The following is a 19,186-nucleotide window of genomic DNA, read 5'->3' as shown; positions in this document are numbered from 1 at the left end:
TCAGCGTCTCGCTTCTATCAGAGTTTCTACTTCGGCCAGGCGCTCGTGGGTACCGACATCCACCCAATGCCCATTCAGGCGTTCGCCGGTCACTTGCCCGTCAGCCATGGCTTTGCGCAGCAGTGGCGCAAGTTTGAAGGCACCGGCCGAGCACCCGTCAAACAGCTGCGGGTGCAGCACGGCGATGCCGCTGTAGGTCAGGGTTGATGTATCCGGCCGACCGTCCTGCACATGGCCATCGACCAAAGTGAAATCTCCACTCGGGTGATGCGCCGGGTTGTCCGCCAATACCAGATGAGCGAGCCCGACGATGGGCTGATGCAACACGCTGAAGTCGTAGTCGGTCCAGATGTCACCGTTGACCACCACAAAGGCCTCGTCACCCAACAACGGCAACGCACGGAAAATGCCGCCACCGGTTTCCAGAGGTTCACCTTCCGCCGAGTACTGAATGCTCACGCCATACCGCGAACCATCGCCCAGATAATCCTCGATCTGCTGACCGAGCCAGGCATGGTTGATCACGATCTCGGTAAATCCTGCAGCCACCAACGCCCTCAGGTGATATTCGATCAGGGGCACTCCGCCGGCGCGAACCAGCGGTTTTGGCGTGGTCAGGGTCAGCGGACGCATGCGCTCGCCTTTACCCGCGGCCAGAATCATTGCCTTCATGCCGTCGCTCCAGCACGCAGACTGGCCAACAATTCACCCAACTCCGCCAGTTCAGGGCGACGGGCGATGACCGCGTCTATATAAGCAAAGAAGCGCGGCACATCGCCGAGGTAGCGCGGCTTGCCATCGCGATGGCAGATGCGGGCGAAAATGCCGATGACTTTAAGGTGTCGTTGCACGCCCATCAGGTCGCTGGCGCGCAGGAAATCCTCAAAGTCTGGCTGAACCGGGATGTCGAGCGCGCCGGCTTGCTGCCAGTAATCCTCCAGCCAGCCACGCACACGCTCTTCAGGCCAGCTGAGAAAGGCGTCCTTGAACAGGCACGTCACATCGTAGGTCACCGGGCCATAAACCGCGTCCTGGAAATCCAGCACGCCGGGATTCGGCTCGCTGAGCATCAGGTTGCGCGGCATGTAGTCGCGATGCACCAGGACTTTGGGCTGAGCCAGGGCGCTGTCGATCAGCAAGTCGCTGGCCTGCTGCCAAAGCGCTTGCTGCGCCGAGTCGAACTCGATGCCCAGTTCGCGCTTCACGTACCACTCGGGGAACAGTTCCAGCTCGCGACGCAGCAGCGCCACGTCATAACTCGGCAGCGGCGCCACCATCGGCAACTGCTGGAAAGCCAGCAGCGCTTGCAGGGCATCCTTGAACAAATCGTCGGCGTTTTCGCTGTCGATCACGTCCAGGTAAGTCTTGTTGCCCAGGTCATTGAGTAAAAGAAAACCACGCTCGAGGTCTTCGGCATAAATTTTCGGCACGTTTATTCCGGATTTCGCCAGCAGAAAAGCGATATCCACGAAGGGTTTGCAGTTTTCCTGGGGTGGCGGCGCGTCCATCACGACAAAACTTCTGCCTGCGCCTTCCCAGCGGAAATAGCGCCGAAAACTCGCGTCGCTACTGGCCGCAGTCAACGTGGCCGGGGGCACGGCACCCCAACCTTGTTCTGCAAAGAGGATAGCCAACTGTTCATCGAGCCAAACTTTCAGGTGTTGCAAGCGTACATCTTGGTCAGGCATTGCAAGGGTCTCCGACGGCGCTAGCCGTCAAGCGGGTCATGCTTTATTATCCAGCATCTTTTTCAGACCATCGAGAGGCGTGCGGCCCACACCGCGGGCAGATGGCACGCAGGAAGCCCGGACTAATAAGATGGCATTGAAATCCCCCGCGTTTCGTAAAAAATTTCCGTTGTTGGTTACCGGCAGTCTGCTGGCCCTGCAACCTCTAGCCACTTCGTTCGTGGTCGCCGCGGAACAGTATGACTGCTCAGTCTCTGCTTCGGGTGCCTGGGACTGTGCGCCTAAGGCACCGGCTGCTGCATTGCCGCCACGCCCCGTCCATGACGGCAGCGCAGTTTCCGCCACTGGCGAAGCTCCGGCCGACACCGCAGACACTGACGCCAAACCCGTACTGGTTACCGAGTCCAAGGGCCGCGGCCTGAAGTCGCGTAGTGAAGACTACAGCCACCTCGACTGGGTTCCGCGCGAGAAGCTCACTGCAGCGCAATTGGCCGAAACCGGTCCTTACTGCGCTGGTTCCTATATCGAACCGATTCGTCCTGGCATGAATGACAAGACGAATAAAAGTGACGCTCCGACCTTTCTCGGTGCAAAAGCCTCTCGCTACAAGCAGGATGAGCAGGTCGCTACCCTGGCCGGTGACGTGGTCATGCGCCAGGGCAGCATGCAGGCCGAAGCCGACGAAGCGAACCTGTACCAGGCCGAAAGCCGTGGCGAACTGAGCGGCAACGTGCGCATTCGCGACAATGGCGCACTGATCGTGGGCGACCACGCCGACGTGCAACTCGACACCGGTGAAGCCAAGATCGACAACGCCGAATACGTGATGCACAAATCGCGTATCCGCGGTAACGCGCTGTACGCCAAACGTGCCGAGAACGCGATCATCCGCCTCAAGGATGGTACGTACACCACGTGCGAACCGGACAGCAACGCCTGGCAGCTCAAGGGCAACAACATCACCTTGAACCCGGCTACCGGTTTCGGTACCGCGACCAACGTGACGCTGCGGGTCAAGGACATTCCGGTTCTGTATACGCCGTACATCTACTTCCCGATCGACGACCGTCGCCAGTCCGGCTTCCTGCCGCCGACCGTCGGCACCGGCAGCGATACCGGCTTATTGCTGGTCACCCCGTATTACTTCAACCTGGCACCGAACTACGATGCCACGTTGTACCCGCGCTACATGGGCAAACGCGGCCTGTTGATGGAAGGCGAATTCCGCTACCTGACCAAGTCCAGCGAAGGTCAGTTTGGCGCCGCCTACCTCAACGACGAGGAAACCGAGCGCAGCAAGCAGACCGATTACGAAAAAACCCGCTACATGTACAACTGGCAGCACAAGGGTGGTCTGGACTCGCGCGTCTTTACGCAGGTCGATTACACCAAGATCAGCGATCCGTATTACTTCCAGGATCTGCAGAGTGATCAGATCGGTGTGAAAAGCTCCGATTACGTGAACCAGCAGGGTTCTGTCAGCTATCGTGGCGACAGTTATGTCGCTCGTTTGAATGCCCAGGCTTATCAGCTGGCGACCGTTTCGAACATCACGCCGTATGATCGTTTGCCGCAGATCACCTTTAATGGTCAGCTGCCGTATCATCCGGAAGGTCTGAACTTCGATTACGAAACAGAGGTTGTGCGGTTTGAGCGTGATTTGCTCAATGGCACATACACTAATGAAGATGGTAGCGTTGAAGATCGCCTAGACACTCGCGTCGCTGGGTTGGCTCGCGCCAACGGCAACCGCTTGAACCTCAAGCCGGGTGTCAGCCTGCCGATGAACGCGAGCTACGGCTTCCTTAAGCCATCGCTCAAGTACCAGTACACCCAGTACGACCTGGATCTGGATCAGCAGGGCAAAAACACTCTGCTTGCAGATGAGAGCTACAGCCGCAACCAGAGCCGAGGCGTACCGATTGCTAGTATCGACAGTGGCCTGTACTTCGATCGCGACACGCAATGGTTCGGCAAGAACTATCGCCAGACCCTGGAACCTCGCCTGTTCTACCTCTATGTACCTGAGGAAGACCAAACGGATATTCCGGTATTCGACACCGGCGAATACACCTTCAACTACGCCTCGCTGTTCCGCGATAACCGCTTCTCCGGCTCCGACCGTGTCGGCGACGAGAACAAGTTGTCGCTGGGTGTGACCAACCGCTGGATCGAAGAAAACGGTTTCGAACGTCAACGCATCAGCGTCGGCCAGGCCTTGTACTTCAAGGACCGCGAAGTCCAGCTGCCAGGTATCGATGCGAAAACCCGCGAGGATGCTCAAGCCAACGTCTCGCCGTATGCACTGGAATACGAATACCGCTGGAACCGCGATTGGCGCACCACTGCCGACTACAACTGGGACCCGGACAGCCGCAGCCCTCGCTCGGGCAGCGCGATGTTCCACTACCAGCCTGAAGACAACCCGAACAAGGTCATCAACGCCGGTTATCGCTATCGCAATGACCAGATTCGTTATGACCAGAACACCGGTCAATGGCAAGTGGGCGGTGGTGACTACGGCACCCCGGGCCAACCTGGCTACGTGAAGGACTACTACAAGATCAAACAGCACGACTTCTCGGTGATCTGGCCGATCGTGCCGCAGTGGAACGCTATCAGCCGCTGGCAGTATGACTACAACCGCAACCGTACTCTGGAAGCTTTCGGTGGTTTCGAATACGACAACTGCTGCTGGAAATTGCGCCTGATCAACCGTTACTGGGTCAGCTATGACGAGTTCAGTCAGAACGCCCCGGAAAACGAAAAAGGCGACCACGGCATCTTCCTCCAAATTGTTCTGAAGGGACTCGGCGGCCTCACCGGCGCCAAGGTAGAGAGCTTCCTCGACAAAGGCATCCAAGGTTATCGTGAACGTGAAGACCAAGCTTTCTGATTGTCTGCGCCCGCTGATGCTGGGCGCGCTGTTCCTGGGTACCGCGGCCAACGCCGCGGTACAGTCCATCGATAAAGTGGTGGCCATCGTCGACAACGACGTGGTCATGCAGAGCCAACTGGACCAGCGTGTTCACGAAGTTCAGCAAACCATCGCCAAACGCGGTGCTGCCGTACCGCCTGCAGGCGTGCTGGATCAGCAGGTACTCGAGCGTCTGATCGTCGAAAACCTGCAACTGCAGATCGGCGAGCGTTCCGGCATCCGCATTACCGATGAAGAACTGAACCAGGCTGTCGGCACCATTGCCCAGCGCAATAACATGTCGATTGAGCAATTCCGCTCCGCTTTGTCTCGTGACGGCCTGTCTTATGACGACGCTCGCGACCAGATCCGCCGCGAAATGATCATCAGCCGTGTACGTCAGCGCCGTGTAGCTGAACGCATCCAGGTGTCCGAGCAGGAAGTGAAGAACTTCCTCGCTTCCGACCTTGGCAAGATGCAGCTGTCCGAAGAGTTTCGTCTGGCCAACATCCTGATTCCTACGCCGGAAAGCGCCAATTCCGACGCAATTCAGAATGCCGCCAAACAAGCCGACGCGGTTTACCAGCAGCTCAAGCAAGGCGCTGACTTCGGTCAGTTGGCAATCGCCAAATCCGCCAGCGAAACCGCGCTGGAAGGCGGCGACATGGGCTGGCGTAAAGCCGCTCAACTGCCACCTCCGTTCGATCGCCTGCTGGGCACTATGGCAGTGGGTGACGTGACCCAGCCAATGCGTACACCGGGCGGCTTCATCATTTTGAAGATCCTCGACAAGCGTGGCGGCGAAGCCCAGGTGCGTGACGAAGTGCACGTGCGTCACATCCTGGTCAAGCCGAGCCCGATCCGCGACGAAGAAAAAACCAAAGCCCTGGCTCAATCGCTCTATTCCCGCATCGAAGCGGGCGAAGATTTCGGTGAGCTGGCGAAAAGCTTCTCGGAAGACCCGGGTTCCGCCCTCAACGGTGGCGACCTGAACTGGATCGACCCGAATGCACTGGTGCCTGAATTCCGCGAAGTAATGGCCAAGACCCCACAAGGTCAGCTGTCCAAGCCGTTCCAGACCCAATATGGCTGGCACGTTCTGGAAGTCCTTGGCCGCCGCGCCACCGACAGCACCAGCCAGGCCCGTGAGCAGCAAGCGATGACCGTACTGCGTAACCGCAAATACGATGAAGAGCTGCAAACCTGGCTGCGCCAGATCCGTGACGAAGCGTATGTAGAAATCAAGCTCCCTGGTGCAGACCAGGCAACGCAGTGAAACCCAAGCGTTTCGCGTTGACCCCCGGCGAACCGGCCGGCATAGGTCCTGACCTGTGCCTGCTGCTCGCCTCGCAAGCCCAGCCACACCCTCTGATTGCCATTACCAGCCGCGACCTGCTCATCGAGCGGGGCGCGCAGCTGGGCGTGGTTGTCGATCTGCTGCCGGTAACGCCAGACAGCTGGCCAGATATTCCAGCCCCGGCCAACAGCCTGTATGTGTGGGATACGCCGCTTAACGCCAAGGTCATCGCCGGGCAACTGGACAAAGCCAATGCGGCTTTCGTTCTGGAAACCCTGACGCGTGCTGGCCAGGGCTGCCTGGACGGGCATTTCGCCGGCATGATCACCGCCCCTGTGCACAAGGGCGTGATCAATGAATCCGGAATCGCCTTTTCCGGGCACACGGAATTTCTCGCTGACCTGACTCATACCGCGCAAGTGGTGATGATGCTCGCCACCCGCGGCTTGCGCGTGGCATTGGTCACCACTCACCTGCCCCTTCGCGAGATTGCCGATGCAATCACACCGGAGCGCCTGGAGCGGGTCACGCGGATCCTGTACGCCGACCTGCAAGAAAAATTCGGCATCGCCCAGCCACGCATCCTGGTGTGCGGGCTTAACCCGCACGCCGGTGAAGGCGGTCACCTGGGCCATGAAGAAATCGACATCATCGAACCTACATTAGAGCGCCTGCGCGGCGAGGGCATGGACCTTCGCGGTCCCCTGCCCGCCGACACTCTGTTTACCCCCAAATATCTGGAGCACTGCGACGCGGTGCTGGCGATGTACCACGACCAGGGCCTGCCCGTGCTGAAATACAAAGGCTTCGGCGCGGCAGTCAACGTGACCCTCGGCTTGCCGATCATCCGCACATCGGTCGACCACGGCACTGCCCTGGATCTGGCCGGTAGCGGCAAAATCGATACCGGCAGCCTGCAAGTCGCCCTGGAAACCGCCTACCAGATGGCCGAGACCCGTTTATGACCGAGCATTACCAACACCGGGCGCGTAAGCGCTTCGGCCAGAACTTCCTGCATGATGCCGGCGTTATCGACCGCATCCTGCGTTCCATTCATGCCAAACCCGAAGACCGTCTGCTGGAAATCGGCCCGGGCCAGGGCGCACTGACCCAAGGCCTGCTCAACAGCGGCGCCCAGCTGGACGTGGTGGAGCTCGACAAAGACCTGGTTCCGATCCTCAATCAGCAGTTCGCCGGCAGGAGCAATTTCAACCTGCACCAGGGTGATGCGCTGAAGTTCGACTTCACCAGTCTGAACGCAGCACCGGGCAGTCTTCGGGTAGTCGGCAACCTGCCGTACAACATCTCTACGCCGCTGATTTTCCACCTGCTGCATAACGCCAGCCTGATCCGCGACATGCACTTCATGCTGCAAAAGGAAGTGGTCGAACGCATGGCGGCCGGTCCTGGTGGCGGTGACTGGGGTCGCCTGTCGATCATGGTTCAGTACCACTGCCGGGTCGAACATCTGTTCAACGTTGGCCCTGGCGCATTCAATCCGCCGCCGAAGGTCGATTCGGCCATCGTGCGTCTGGTGCCTCATGCGGTACTCCCGCATCCAGCCAAAGATCACAAACTGCTGGAGCGCGTCGTGCGCGAAGCCTTCAACCAGCGCCGCAAGACATTGCGCAACACGCTCAAATTGCTGCTGAGCAACGCCGAAATCGAAGCCGCCGGCGTAGATGGCAGCTTGCGCCCCGAGCAGCTCGATCTGGCTGCCTTCGTGCGCCTGGCCGACAAGCTCAGCGAACAAGTCCTACAAAAGCCTGTCACCGACTGAAAGGCGATGAGCGCTATCGGGTAGGACGCCACTCTGGTTTACTACCCGATACTTGGCCTAGACTGAGTTCTATCAGCTATGCCCCGCGTCCCGCTTCGTTTCTAAGGCCTTTTGCATGTCCGATCCTCGTTATCAGGTCGACGTCAGCGTCGTCACCCGCTATCTGGCAGAACAATCGCAACCCGAGCAAAATCGCTTTGCCTTCGCCTACACCATCACCGTGCAGAACAATGGCCTGGTGCCCGCCAAACTGCTTTCACGGCACTGGGTGATCACCGACGGTGACGGGCATGTCGAGGAGGTTCGCGGCGCAGGCGTCGTCGGCCAGCAGCCGTTGATCGACGTGGGCAAGAGCCACACTTACAGCAGCGGCACTGTCATGACCTCCAAGGTCGGCACGATGCAAGGCACTTATGAAATGATCGCCGACGACGGTAAACACTTCGATGCTGTCATCGCTCCGTTTCGTCTGGCAGTACCCGGAGCCCTGCACTGATGGCGACGTATGCCGTCGGCGACTTGCAAGGTTGCCTTGAACCGCTGCAATGCCTGCTCAAGCAAGTCGCCTTCGACCCTGCCCGGGACCGTCTATGGCTGGTGGGCGACCTCATCAACCGTGGCCCACAGTCGCTGGATACCTTGCGCTTCCTCTTTAGCATCCGCGAATCGCTGATCTGTGTACTCGGCAATCATGACCTGCACTTGCTGGCCGTCGGGCAAAACATCGAACGCCTGAAGAAGGCCGACACGCTGCGCGAAATTCTTGAGGCACCCGATTGCGGGGAGCTGCTGGAGTGGGTTCGGCAACAAAAGCTCATGCATTACGACGAACAACGCGATATCGCCCTGGTCCATGCCGGCATCCCGCCTCAATGGTCGCTGCGCAAAGCCTTGAAGTGCGCCGCCGAAGTCGAAGAAGCCCTGCACGACGACAACCGCTTCGCACCTTACCTTGACGGTATGTACGGCAACGAACCGGTGAAATGGGACAACGACCTCAAAGGCGCGGCGCGCTTGCGAGTCATCACCAATTATTTCACCCGGATGCGCTTTTGCACCAGTGACGGCAAGCTTGATCTCAAGGGCAAGGAAGGCATCGACACCGCACCGCCGGGTTATGCGCCGTGGTTCACCCACAAGGAGCGCAAGACCAAAGGCCTGAAGATCATCTTCGGCCACTGGGCGGCGCTCGAAGGCCAGTGCAACGAGCCGGGTCTGTTTGCGCTCGACACTGGTTGCGTCTGGGGTGGCGCCATGACCCTGATGAACGTCGACACCGGCGAGCGCCTGCAATGTAAATGCGACGCCCATGGCCACGCTCGGCCGGCTGTCGCCGCCTCTATTCCCGAACAAACGTCAGCCAGCGCCCCGCGCTAGACTGCGCTTTCAGCCGAGCCACAGGAGCCCGCCATGAGCGAATTCAAACGTATCCCCCCAGAACAGGCCCAGGCCCTGCGCGAACAAGGCGCGGTGGTGGTCGATGTCCGCGATCCGGCAACTTTTGCCGCGCTGCACATTGCCGGCTCCAAGCACCTGGACAATCATTCTCTGCATGCTTTCATTCAGGGCGCTGACCTGGACGCGCCGACGGTAGTGGTCTGCTATCACGGAAATTCCAGCCAGGGCGCGGCCGCTTACCTGATCAGTCAGGGCTTCTCCGACGTCTACAGCATGGATGGCGGTTTTGAGCTGTGGCGTACGACCTATCCTTCGGAAACGGCGCAAGGCACTTCCGAATAATTTTTTTCAAGGCGCGCAAGGCCCGGCCCCCGTGGGCTCGCGCGCTGGCTGACGAACGGTCTGCCACAACTAATTACTTATTGCGCCTTTACCTTCAAGATTCCGAACTATCCTTAAGCGCAGGCCATCCAAAACAGGGGAGAGCCGGTACACCGGCGCGCGGGTCATCGGGAGTAGCTTTCGGGGTTGATACCCTGAAGGTGTTCTGGGGGGTAAACAGCAACTGCATATTCAGTTGCTTGCCAGCATCGACTGACTGATCCGGCGTCGGCTCCACGTATCGAGCGAGGTGACGTCATGAGTATCTTTAGCCACTTCCAACAACGCTTCGAGTCCACACGCCAGGAAGAATTCTCCCTGCAGGAGTACCTGGAACTGTGCAAGAAGGAGCGTAGCGCCTACGCCTCCGCCGCCGAGCGTCTCTTGCTGGCCATCGGCGAACCGGAGCTGCTCGACACCTCGACCAACTCGAGGCTGTCGCGAATCTTTTCCAACAAGGTGATCCGCCGCTATCCGGCCTTTGAGGACTTCCACGGGATGGAAGAATGCATCGACCAGATCGTGTCGTATTTCCGCCATGCCGCTCAGGGCCTGGAAGAGAAGAAACAAATCCTCTATCTGCTGGGCCCTGTCGGTGGCGGTAAATCGTCCCTGGCCGAAAAGCTGAAACAGCTGATCGAGAAGGTGCCCTTCTACGCGATCAAGGGTTCGCCGGTTTTCGAGTCGCCTCTGGGTCTGTTCAACGCCACCGAAGATGGCGCGATCCTCGAAGAAGACTTCGGCATTCCCCGGCGCTATCTCAATACCATCATGTCGCCATGGGCCACCAAGCGCCTGGCCGAATTCGGCGGCGATATCAGCCAGTTCCGCGTGGTGAAACTCTACCCATCGATCCTCAACCAGATTGCGGTCGCGAAAACCGAGCCGGGAGATGAAAACAACCAGGACATCTCGGCACTGGTGGGCAAGGTCGATATCCGCAAACTGGAAGAGTTCCCGCAGAACGACGCCGATGCCTACAGCTACTCGGGGGCGCTGTGCCGGGCCAACCAGGGCCTGATGGAGTTCGTCGAAATGTTCAAGGCACCGATCAAGGTGCTGCACCCATTGCTGACGGCCACCCAGGAAGGCAACTACAACAGTACCGAAGGCCTGGGGGCGATTCCGTTTACCGGGATCCTGCTCGCCCACTCCAACGAATCGGAATGGCACACCTTCCGTAACAACAAGAACAACGAAGCGTTCATCGACCGGATCTATATCGTCAAAGTGCCGTACTGCCTGCGCGTCAGCGACGAGGTGAAGATCTACGACAAGCTTCTGTTCAACAGCTCGCTGGCCAAGGCCCATTGCGCGCCCGACACTCTGAAAATGCTCGCTCAGTTCACCGTGCTCTCGCGCCTCAAGGAACCGGAAAACTCCAACATCTACTCCAAGATGCGGGTGTATGACGGCGAAAACCTCAAGGACACCGATCCGAAGGCCAAGTCGATCCAGGAATACCGCGATGCAGCCGGTGTCGACGAAGGCATGAACGGTCTGTCGACCCGCTTCGCCTTCAAGATTCTGTCGAAGGTCTTCAACTTCGATCCGCACGAAATCGCCGCCAACCCGGTACATCTGCTCTACGTGCTGGAACAGCAGATCGAACAGGAACAGTTCCAGGCCGAGACCCGCGAACGCTATCTGCGCTTCCTGAAAGAGTACCTGGCGCCGCGTTATATCGAATTCATCGGCAAGGAGATCCAGACTGCCTACCTCGAGTCTTACAGCGAGTACGGCCAGAACATCTTCGATCGCTACGTGCTGTACGCCGACTTCTGGATTCAGGATCAGGAGTACCGCGATCCGGAAACCGGCGAGATCCTCAACCGCGTAGCCCTGAACGAAGAACTGGAGAAAATCGAAAAACCGGCCGGCATCAGCAATCCGAAGGATTTCCGCAACGAAATCGTCAACTTCGTACTGCGCGCCCGAGCCAACAACAACGGCAAGAACCCAACCTGGCTCAGCTACGAAAAACTGCGGGTGGTCATCGAGAAGAAAATGTTCTCCAACACCGAGGACTTGCTGCCGGTCATCAGCTTCAACGCCAAGGCCAGCAAAGAGGACCAGCAGAAGCACAACGACTTCGTCACACGGATGGTCGAGCGGGGCTACACCGACAAACAGGTACGACTGCTGTCCGAGTGGTACCTGCGGGTCAGAAAATCCCAGTAACCCGCTGCCGGTCAGACCGGTTGTCGTTAGCCCGAGGCCTGTTTGCGTTTTTTCTGTTACACAGGCCTCTGGAGGTGTCCGAAATTCGGTAGAGAGGTTCAGGCAGCATCCAAAGCGTTTGGAGGAGCGTGCCCCCCCCCAAGCTCTGGCTTTATTTGCTGCGTTAACGCTCGCCCTTTCAGGACAGCTTCTAAGGAGCAGTCATGAGCTATGTGATCGACCGACGTCTCAATGGCAAGAACAAGAGCACGGTAAACCGCCAGCGGTTTCTGCGGCGCTACCGTGATCACATCAAAAAGGCCGTCGAAGAGGCGGTCGGCCGGCGCTCCATTACCGATATGGAACACGGCGAGCAGATCAGCATTCCCGGCCGCGATATCGACGAGCCAGTGCTTCACCACGGTCGTGGCGGCAAGCAAACCATCGTGCACCCGGGCAACAAGGAATTCACCAGCGGCGAGCACATTGCCCGTCCACCCGGAGGTGGCGGCGGCAGAGGCCCCGGCAAGGCCGGTAACACGGGTGAAGGGATGGACGAATTCGTCTTCCAGATTACCCAGGAGGAATTCCTCGAATTCATGTTCGAGGACCTTGAACTGCCTAATCTGGTCAAACGCCACCTGACCGGCACCGACACCTTCAAGACCGTACGCGCAGGCATCAGCAACGAGGGCAACCCATCACGGATCAACATTATCCGCACGCTGCGTTCGGCCCATGCCCGGCGCATTGCCTTGTCCGGCAGCAGCCGGGCGAAATTGCGCGAAGTCAAAGAAGAACTGCTGCGGCTTAAACGGGAAGAACCGGACAACTTCGGCGATATCCAGGAGCTTGAAGCAGAAATCGAGAAGCTCAGCGCGCGCATTCACCGAGTGCCGTTTCTCGACACCTTCGACCTCAAGTACAACCTGCTGATCAAGCAGCCGAACCCCAGTTCCAAAGCAGTGATGTTCTGCCTGATGGACGTATCCGGCTCCATGACCCAGGCGACCAAGGACATCGCCAAACGCTTCTTCATCCTGTTGTACCTGTTCCTCAAGCGGAACTACGACAAAATCGACGTCGTGTTCATCCGCCACCACACCAGCGCCCGTGAAGTGGATGAGGAGGAGTTTTTCTACTCCCGGGAAACCGGCGGCACCATCGTCTCCAGCGCTCTGAAACTGATGCAGGAGATCATGGCCGAGCGTTATCCGAGCAATGAATGGAACATCTATGCCGCCCAGGCGTCCGACGGCGACAACTGGAACGACGATTCGCCGATCTGCCGCGACATCCTGATCAATCAGATCATGCCGTTCGTGCAGTACTACACTTATGTTGAGATTACCCCGCGCGAACATCAGGCCTTGTGGTTCGAGTACGAACGCATCGCCGAAGCCTTCTCTGACACTTTTGCCCAGCAGCAACTGGTCTCGGCCGGGGATATCTATCCGGTCTTTCGTGAACTCTTCCAGCGCAGGTTAGTGACATGACCGCCAAAGAGCAGAAGCGCCAACCCATTTCCACCGGCTCCGAATGGACATTCGAGCTGATCCAGGCCTACGACCGCGAAATCAGTCGTCTCGCGGCCCGCTACGCGCTGGATACGTATCCCAACCAGATCGAAGTGATCACCGCCGAGCAGATGATGGACGCCTATGCCTCTGTCGGCATGCCCTTGGGTTATCACCATTGGTCCTATGGCAAACATTTCCTCAGCACCGAAAAGTCCTACAGTCGCGGCCAGATGGGACTGGCCTACGAGATTGTGATCAACTCAGACCCCTGCATTGCCTATCTGATGGAAGAAAACACCATCTGCATGCAGGCGCTGGTGGTGGCTCATGCGTGCTATGGCCATAACAGTTTCTTCAAAGGCAACTACCTGTTCCGCACCTGGACCGACGCCAGCTCGATCATCGATTACCTGGTGTTCGCCAAGCAGTACATCATGCAGTGCGAAGAACGCCACGGCATCGACGCGGTAGAAGACCTGCTCGATTCCTGCCATGCGCTGATGAATTACGGCGTCGACCGTTACAAACGCCCTTATCCGATTTCCGCCGAAGAAGAACGCCGTCGGCAGAAGGATCGGGAGGAGCATCTGCAGAAGCAGATCAACGATTTGTGGCGGACCATTCCAAAAGGCGCGGACAAGTACAGCGATAAGGACAACGCACGCTTCCCCGCCGAACCTCAGGAAAATATCCTGTACTTCATCGAAAAACACGCGCCGCTGCTGGAGCCCTGGCAGCGCGAAATCGTGCGGATCGTGCGCAAGATCGCCCAGTATTTTTATCCACAGCGCCAGACCCAGGTGATGAACGAAGGCTGGGCCACGTTCTGGCACTACACCTTGATGAACGACTTGTATGACGAAGGCCTGGTCACCGAAGGCTTCATGATGGAGTTCCTGACTTCCCATACCAGCGTGGTCTTTCAACCCGGCTTCGACAGCCCCTACTACAACGGCATCAACCCCTACACCCTGGGTTTTGCCATGTATCGCGATATCCGCCGGATATGTGAAGCGCCCACCGAAGAGGACTATCGCTGGTTTCCGGAAATCGCTGGCACCGACTGGCTGTCCAGCATCAAATTCGCCATGAGCAGCTTCAAGGACGAGAGTTTTATCCTGCAGTACCTGTCACCCAAAGTGATCCGCGATCTCAAGCTGTTCAGCATCCTCGATGACGATCAGAAGGACGATCTGCTGGTTCCGGCGATACACGACGAGGACGGCTATCGAACCATTCGTGAAACCCTGGCAGCGCAATACAACCTGGGCAATCGCGAACCCAACATACAGATCTACAGCATTGACCGGCGTGGCGACCGTTCCCTGACCTTGCGTCACCAGCAACACGACCGCAAACCGCTGGGTGATTCCACCGACGAAGTGCTCAAGCACCTGCACCGCCTCTGGGGCTTCGACATTCACCTGGAAACCCTGCAAGGGGATCAGGTGATGAAAACCCACCATGTTCCGCCCAGAAGCGAGCATGCCGAGGGGGATTACGGCCGGCTGGACTTGGCAGTCATTCATCTTTGATCCTGTTTTCTGCCTCCGAAAGTTCGACGCAAAGGTTATTCTGTCGGGCTAACGGAGGTTTTTTATGCAGATTTATAAAGTCGGCGGTGCAGTACGCGATCGCCTGCTGGGCAAGCCTGTCACCGATATCGACTGGGTCGTTGTGGGCGCCACCACCGAAGAAATGCTCGCCAAGGGCTTTCGTCCGGTGGGCGCGGACTTCCCGGTGTTTCTTCACCCCAAAAGCGGTGAGGAATACGCCCTCGCCCGCACCGAACGCAAAAACGGGCGCGGCTACGGCGGCTTCATCTTCCACGCCAGCCCCGACGTCACCCTCGAAGAAGATCTGATTCGTCGCGACCTGACGATCAACGCCATGGCCGAAGACGATCAGCAGAACCTGACCGACCCTTACCATGGTCAACGGGATCTCGAGGCCCGCTTGCTGCGTCACGTTTCCCCCGCGTTCGCCGAAGATCCGCTCCGTGTTCTGCGCGTTGCCCGCTTCGCCGCGCGTTATGCGGAACTTGGTTTTACCGTCGCCCCCGAGACATTGGAGCTGATGCGCCAACTCACCGAATCGGGTGAATTGGAGGCATTGACCCCCGAACGCAGCTGGAAAGAAATCGCTCGCGCGCTGATGGAAGACCAACCTCAAGTATTCATCAAGGTGCTGCGTGAATGCGGTGCCCTCAAGGTACTGATGCCGGAAGTCGACGCGCTGTTTGGTGTACCGCAACCTGAAGCCCATCACCCGGAAATCGACACGGGCGTGCATACCCTGAGCGTGCTGGAGCAAGCGGCGCTGCACAAACAACCGCTGACCGTACGCTGGGCTTGCCTACTGCATGATTTGGGCAAAGGTTTGACGCCCGAGGAAGAATGGCCCCGTCACATCGCCCACGAGCACAAAGGCCTGAAGCTGATCAAAGCGGTCAATGAACGCTTCAAGGCACCGAAGGACTGTCAGGAACTGGCGCTTCTGGTGGGCGAATATCACACCCACAGCCATCGTGCGCTGGAACTGAAACCGTCGACCTTGCTGGAGTTGCTGCAGAATTTCGACGTCTATCGTCGACCTCAGCGCTTTGAGGAGTTTATCGCGGCGTGCGAGATGGACGCTCGGGGGCGTAAAGGCCTGGAGCAGAGAAGTTATCCACAGGCGGATTATTTACGTGGCGCAGCAACTGCGGCGCGAAGTGTTGCCGTTCAGCCATTGCTGGAGAAGGGATTCAAGGGACCGGAGTTGGGCGAGGCGATCAAAGGCGAGCGGCTCAAGGCGCTGAAGGGTTACAAAGAGGCGGCGTCGGCGTAAAAAGCTTCGCGGGCAAGCCTCGCTCCTACAGGTTGGTGTCGTTCACATGTTCGACGCCAACCTGTAGGAGCGAGGCTTGCCCGCGAAGACGCCCGTAGGGTCACAGCAAATTCAAAGGAGTCAGCTGCTCACCGCGCCACTCAAAAGCCACCGGCGCCAGCACTTGATCGATCTGCGCTTCATCCCACAGGGTTGCAAAGCTCTTGCCTACGCCCGGATGCACACGATCCGGCGCAATCAGCGACAACGGCCACAGCACGAAAGCATTTTTCAGAATCTCTGCCCGGGGCAAAACCAAGCCATCGAAGTTGCCCACCAGATCGCCAAACAGCAGCACGTCGATATCCAGCGGCAAGCCCTTTCGGTCCGGCGCGTAACGGCCGTTATCCGCTTCGATGAATTTCAACCGTCGATCCAGCTCCATCAGTGGCAGATCGGTGAAGGCCGAGACCACAAAGTTGAAAAACGGGCCGCTCTTGATCCCCACCGGCTGGCTTTCGAATACCGCCGAGCAGCGCATATCCACCAGGAAACCCGCCAGGGCGTCCAGGCCTGCCTGCAAATGGGATTCACGCTCGATATTGCTACCGAGCCCGAGGTACACCTGAGTCAGCGACATCCGCGCTCGATCTCCACGCCCACACCACCCGTGGCAGCCGGGATGGCACCTGGCTTGGTCAGTTTGAGGCGCATCCAGGTGATCTTGAATTCGCTCATCAGCACTTCCGCCAGACGCTCGGCAAAGGTCTCGACCAGCTGGAACTGCGCCTGCTCGGCAAACGCCTGAATGCGCGACGAAACGCTCGCGTAGTCGAGCGCCAGGGCCAGGTCATCACCGGCGGCGGCCGGACGATTGTCCCAGGCGAAGCTCAGATCAAGTCGAAGACACTGTCGGATGCCTCGCTCCCAGTCGTAGGCACCGATCACGGTGTCGACTTCCAGGCCCTCGATAAACACTCTGTCCAAGCACTTCTCTCCACTGCACGACAAGGGCGCAATGCGCCGTTAGAATCAGGGCGTCCTCGCCCGGAATAGTTAGCATGTTTTGGTTACTGGCGATCCTCGCCTACCTGCTCGGCTCTCTGTCCTTCGCCATTTTGCTCAGCCGCCTGACCGGTAACCCCGATCCGCGAATGAGTGGCTCGGGCAATGCCGGTGCCACCAACATGTTGCGTCTGGCCGGCAAGAAACTCGCCATCCTGACCTTGCTCGGCGACCTGAACAAAGGCCTGCTACCCGTATTGATCGCAGGTGCAGCGGGCCTTTCACTGCAGCAACAGGCCTGGATCGGCGTCTGTGCCGTTATCGGTCACCTGTTTCCGCTGTACTTCCGCTTTCGTGGTGGCAAGGGCGTCGCCACCGCAGCCGGCATGCTGCTGGGGCTCTACCCGCCCGCCGCGCTGCTGGCGGTCTGCGCCTGGTCGCTGACGTTCTACCTGACCCGCACCAGCTCACTCGCCGCCCTGATTGCCACACCATTGACCTTGCCACTGCTTGCTTGGCAAGAACCGGCGGCCTTACTGCCCATGAGCGCGCTCACGGGCCTGATTGTCTGGCGTCATCGCGGCAATCTACGCGACCTGTTTGCCGGGCGCGAACGGCATTTTTAAATACCGCACGTGAGCGCCGCTCATCACAGCGCCGACAGTTGCTCCATCGGCCAGCGCGCCTGCACGCTGATCGCCAGGCTTTCATGCTGACCCGCCTGCAAACGCTGGCAGCCAGCAAACGCAATCATCGCGCCATTATCGGTGCAGAATTCCGGACGGGCATAAAACACATCGCCCTTCATGTCGCCGAGCATTTTCTCGAGTGAAACCCGCAGCGCTTTGTTGGCGCTGACGCCCCCTGCGATCACCAGACGCTTGAGACCCGCCTGTTTCAGGGCACGCTTGCACTTGATGGTCAAAGTCTCCACCACGGCCTGCTGGAACGCCAGCGAGATGTCGCAACGGGCTTGCTCGCTGTCGTCCCCGGCGCTGACGCTCTGCTGCCAGGTGTTCAGCGCAAAGGTTTTCAGGCCGCTGAAGCTGAAAGCCAAGCCCGGACGATCACACATCGGACGCGGAAAAGTGAAACGCCCTGCAACGCCCTGCTCTGCCAGACGAGCGATCTCCGGGCCGCCCGGATAATTCAGGCCCATCATCTTCGCGGTTTTATCGAACGCTTCGCCGGCAGCATCGTCGAGGGTCTCGCCCAAGAGCGTGTATTGGCCGATCCCGTCGACCTGAACCAACTGCGTATGACCACCCGACACCAACAAAGCGACGAACGGGAACTCCGGTGGTTGCGACTCCAACATCGGCGCCAGCAAGTGACCTTCCATGTGGTGCACCCCCAAGGCCGGAATGCCCCAGGCAAAGGCCAGCGCCTGGGCGCAGGAAGCCCCCACCAGCAAGGCTCCGACCAGGCCAGGACCCGCGGTATACGCGATGGCGTCGATCTCGGTTGGCACACAGCCGGCCTCGGCCAGGACCTGACGAATCAAGGGCAGCATGCGTTTGACGTGATCACGCGAAGCCAGCTCCGGCACCACGCCGCCATAGGCACGATGCAGATCGATCTGACTGAACAGCGCGTCGGCCAACAGCCCGCGTTCACTGTCGTAAAGTGCGACACCGGTTTCGTCGCAAGAGGTTTCTAATCCCAGTACTAGCATGGGTTTGCGCCTTGTAGAGGCTGAATTCGAAGGCGCGCATAATAGTCGTCGCGTGATGCCCCGACCAGCGGTTTTCGATCAGAGGCTTTGCATTCCGAGCGATGAGGGGTTAACATCCGCAACCCTTAAAAACCGACGTCTTCAAGTGCTCTTTTGCCGCGAGGATGTTGACCCCGGTAATGAATGAAGGTAGCTCTGGATGCCAGCCGTCAAAGTAAAAGAGAACGAACCCTTCGACGTAGCTCTGCGTCGTTTCAAGCGCTCCTGCGAAAAAGCCGGTGTACTGGCTGAAGTTCGTAGCCGCGAATTTTACGAGAAGCCAACTTCTGAGCGTAAGCGTAAAGCAGCAGCCGCTGTTAAGCGTCACGCCAAGAAAGTTCAGCGCGAACAGCGCCGCGCCGTTCGTCTGTACTAATACACAGACGATCGTAGCAAGCTTCTGCCAAGCCCGGCTCTCAGCCGGGCTAATGGCATTTGCGGACAACGCTTGATGCTTCACCGTCAAAGCCGCAGACGCGACCGAGACAAATCTGCTTCACAGCGTCAGACCTGGCTCT

18 protein-coding genes are annotated in these 19,186 nt (G+C 58.7%); 13 read left to right on the top strand and 5 right to left on the bottom strand.

Annotated features, from left to right (window positions below; genetic code table 11):
- Positions 1-672, bottom strand: coding sequence for an N-acetylmuramate alpha-1-phosphate uridylyltransferase MurU (murU, locus tag TU81_RS28575; protein ID WP_038981260.1), 672 nt, complete (start codon positions 670-672; stop codon positions 1-3).
- The gene (locus TU81_RS28570) at positions 669-1,688 is read right to left on the bottom strand and encodes an aminoglycoside phosphotransferase family protein (RefSeq protein ID WP_048397824.1); all 1,020 of its coding nucleotides are present in this window, start codon (positions 1,686-1,688) and stop codon (positions 669-671) included. Before TU81_RS28570 ends, murU begins: the two co-directional genes overlap by 4 nt.
- Positions 1,689-1,818: 130 nt before the next feature.
- On the opposite strand from TU81_RS28570, the gene TU81_RS28565 reads away from it, so the two are divergent.
- The 11 genes from TU81_RS28565 (at position 1,819) to TU81_RS28515 (ending at position 15,970) form a co-directional block, all read left to right on the top strand.
- Positions 1,819-4,584 carry an LPS-assembly protein LptD gene (locus TU81_RS28565; RefSeq protein WP_048397822.1) on the top strand — a complete coding sequence of 922 codons (2,766 nt, stop codon included), beginning with the start codon at positions 1,819-1,821 and terminating at the stop codon, positions 4,582-4,584.
- The gene (surA, locus tag TU81_RS28560; protein WP_038981255.1) at positions 4,565-5,881 is read left to right on the top strand and encodes a peptidylprolyl isomerase SurA; all 1,317 of its coding nucleotides are present in this window, start codon (positions 4,565-4,567) and stop codon (positions 5,879-5,881) included. The genes TU81_RS28565 and surA overlap by 20 nt, the downstream gene beginning before the upstream one ends.
- A complete protein-coding gene (gene pdxA, locus TU81_RS28555) occupies positions 5,878-6,867 on the top strand; it encodes a 4-hydroxythreonine-4-phosphate dehydrogenase PdxA (protein WP_048397820.1) in 990 nt (329 codons plus the stop codon). Before surA ends, pdxA begins: the two co-directional genes overlap by 4 nt.
- A complete protein-coding gene (rsmA, locus tag TU81_RS28550) occupies positions 6,864-7,682 on the top strand; it encodes a 16S rRNA (adenine(1518)-N(6)/adenine(1519)-N(6))-dimethyltransferase RsmA (protein ID WP_038981253.1) in 819 nt (272 codons plus the stop codon). Before pdxA ends, rsmA begins: the two co-directional genes overlap by 4 nt.
- Positions 7,683-7,797: 115 nt before the next feature.
- Positions 7,798-8,178 (top strand): Co2+/Mg2+ efflux protein ApaG, encoded by a 381-nt coding sequence (gene apaG / locus TU81_RS28545; protein WP_048397818.1) that lies wholly within the window; start codon positions 7,798-7,800, stop codon positions 8,176-8,178.
- On the top strand, positions 8,178-9,059 hold the full coding sequence (locus tag TU81_RS28540; RefSeq protein ID WP_048397817.1) for a symmetrical bis(5'-nucleosyl)-tetraphosphatase: 882 nt from the start codon (positions 8,178-8,180) through the stop codon (positions 9,057-9,059). The genes apaG and TU81_RS28540 overlap by 1 nt, the downstream gene beginning before the upstream one ends.
- Positions 9,060-9,092: 33 nt before the next feature.
- Positions 9,093-9,422: a thiosulfate sulfurtransferase GlpE gene (gene glpE, locus TU81_RS28535; protein WP_030130002.1), complete on the top strand. Its 330-nt coding sequence runs from the start codon at positions 9,093-9,095 to the stop codon at positions 9,420-9,422.
- A gap of 297 nt (positions 9,423-9,719) precedes the next feature.
- The gene (locus TU81_RS28530; protein WP_038981248.1) at positions 9,720-11,642 is read left to right on the top strand and encodes a PrkA family serine protein kinase; all 1,923 of its coding nucleotides are present in this window, start codon (positions 9,720-9,722) and stop codon (positions 11,640-11,642) included.
- Between the two features lie 203 nt (positions 11,643-11,845).
- Positions 11,846-13,117 carry a YeaH/YhbH family protein gene (locus tag TU81_RS28525; RefSeq protein WP_038981246.1) on the top strand — a complete coding sequence of 424 codons (1,272 nt, stop codon included), beginning with the start codon at positions 11,846-11,848 and terminating at the stop codon, positions 13,115-13,117.
- Positions 13,114-14,676 carry a SpoVR family protein gene (locus TU81_RS28520; protein WP_048397815.1) on the top strand — a complete coding sequence of 521 codons (1,563 nt, stop codon included), beginning with the start codon at positions 13,114-13,116 and terminating at the stop codon, positions 14,674-14,676. Before TU81_RS28525 ends, TU81_RS28520 begins: the two co-directional genes overlap by 4 nt.
- A 64-nt stretch (positions 14,677-14,740) precedes the next feature.
- Entirely contained in the window at positions 14,741-15,970 is a 1,230-nt protein-coding gene (locus tag TU81_RS28515; RefSeq protein ID WP_048397813.1) for a multifunctional CCA addition/repair protein, read from the top strand.
- A 100-nt stretch (positions 15,971-16,070) separates the two neighbouring features.
- Here TU81_RS28515 and folK read toward each other — a convergent pair whose 3' ends face one another.
- Both folK and folB read right to left on the bottom strand, forming a co-directional pair.
- A complete protein-coding gene (gene folK, locus TU81_RS28510; RefSeq protein WP_048397811.1) occupies positions 16,071-16,589 on the bottom strand; it encodes a 2-amino-4-hydroxy-6-hydroxymethyldihydropteridine diphosphokinase in 519 nt (172 codons plus the stop codon).
- On the bottom strand, positions 16,580-16,936 hold the full coding sequence (gene folB / locus TU81_RS28505) for a dihydroneopterin aldolase (protein ID WP_038981239.1): 357 nt from the start codon (positions 16,934-16,936) through the stop codon (positions 16,580-16,582). The genes folK and folB overlap by 10 nt, the downstream gene beginning before the upstream one ends.
- A gap of 74 nt (positions 16,937-17,010) precedes the next feature.
- Between folB and plsY the strand changes: the two genes are divergently transcribed.
- Positions 17,011-17,580, top strand: coding sequence for a glycerol-3-phosphate 1-O-acyltransferase PlsY (gene plsY / locus TU81_RS28500; protein WP_048397809.1), 570 nt, complete (start codon positions 17,011-17,013; stop codon positions 17,578-17,580).
- Between the two features lie 23 nt (positions 17,581-17,603).
- On the opposite strand, the gene tsaD is transcribed toward plsY, so the two are convergent.
- Complete coding sequence (gene tsaD / locus TU81_RS28495) at positions 17,604-18,629, bottom strand: tRNA (adenosine(37)-N6)-threonylcarbamoyltransferase complex transferase subunit TsaD (protein WP_038981234.1); 1,026 nt, start codon at positions 18,627-18,629, stop codon at positions 17,604-17,606.
- Positions 18,630-18,828: 199 nt separating this feature from the next.
- Between tsaD and rpsU the strand changes: the two genes are divergently transcribed.
- Entirely contained in the window at positions 18,829-19,044 is a 216-nt protein-coding gene (rpsU, locus tag TU81_RS28490; RefSeq protein ID WP_002551877.1) for a 30S ribosomal protein S21, read from the top strand.
- The last annotated feature ends 142 nt before the right edge of the window (positions 19,045-19,186 follow it).

The sequence above is a fragment of the Pseudomonas lini genome (assembly GCF_001042905.1).
Taxonomy (GTDB): Bacteria; Pseudomonadota; Gammaproteobacteria; order Pseudomonadales; family Pseudomonadaceae; genus Aquipseudomonas; species Aquipseudomonas lini.
Note: the sequence above shows the minus strand (reverse complement) of the source record. Positions and strands in the feature narration are given on the sequence as shown.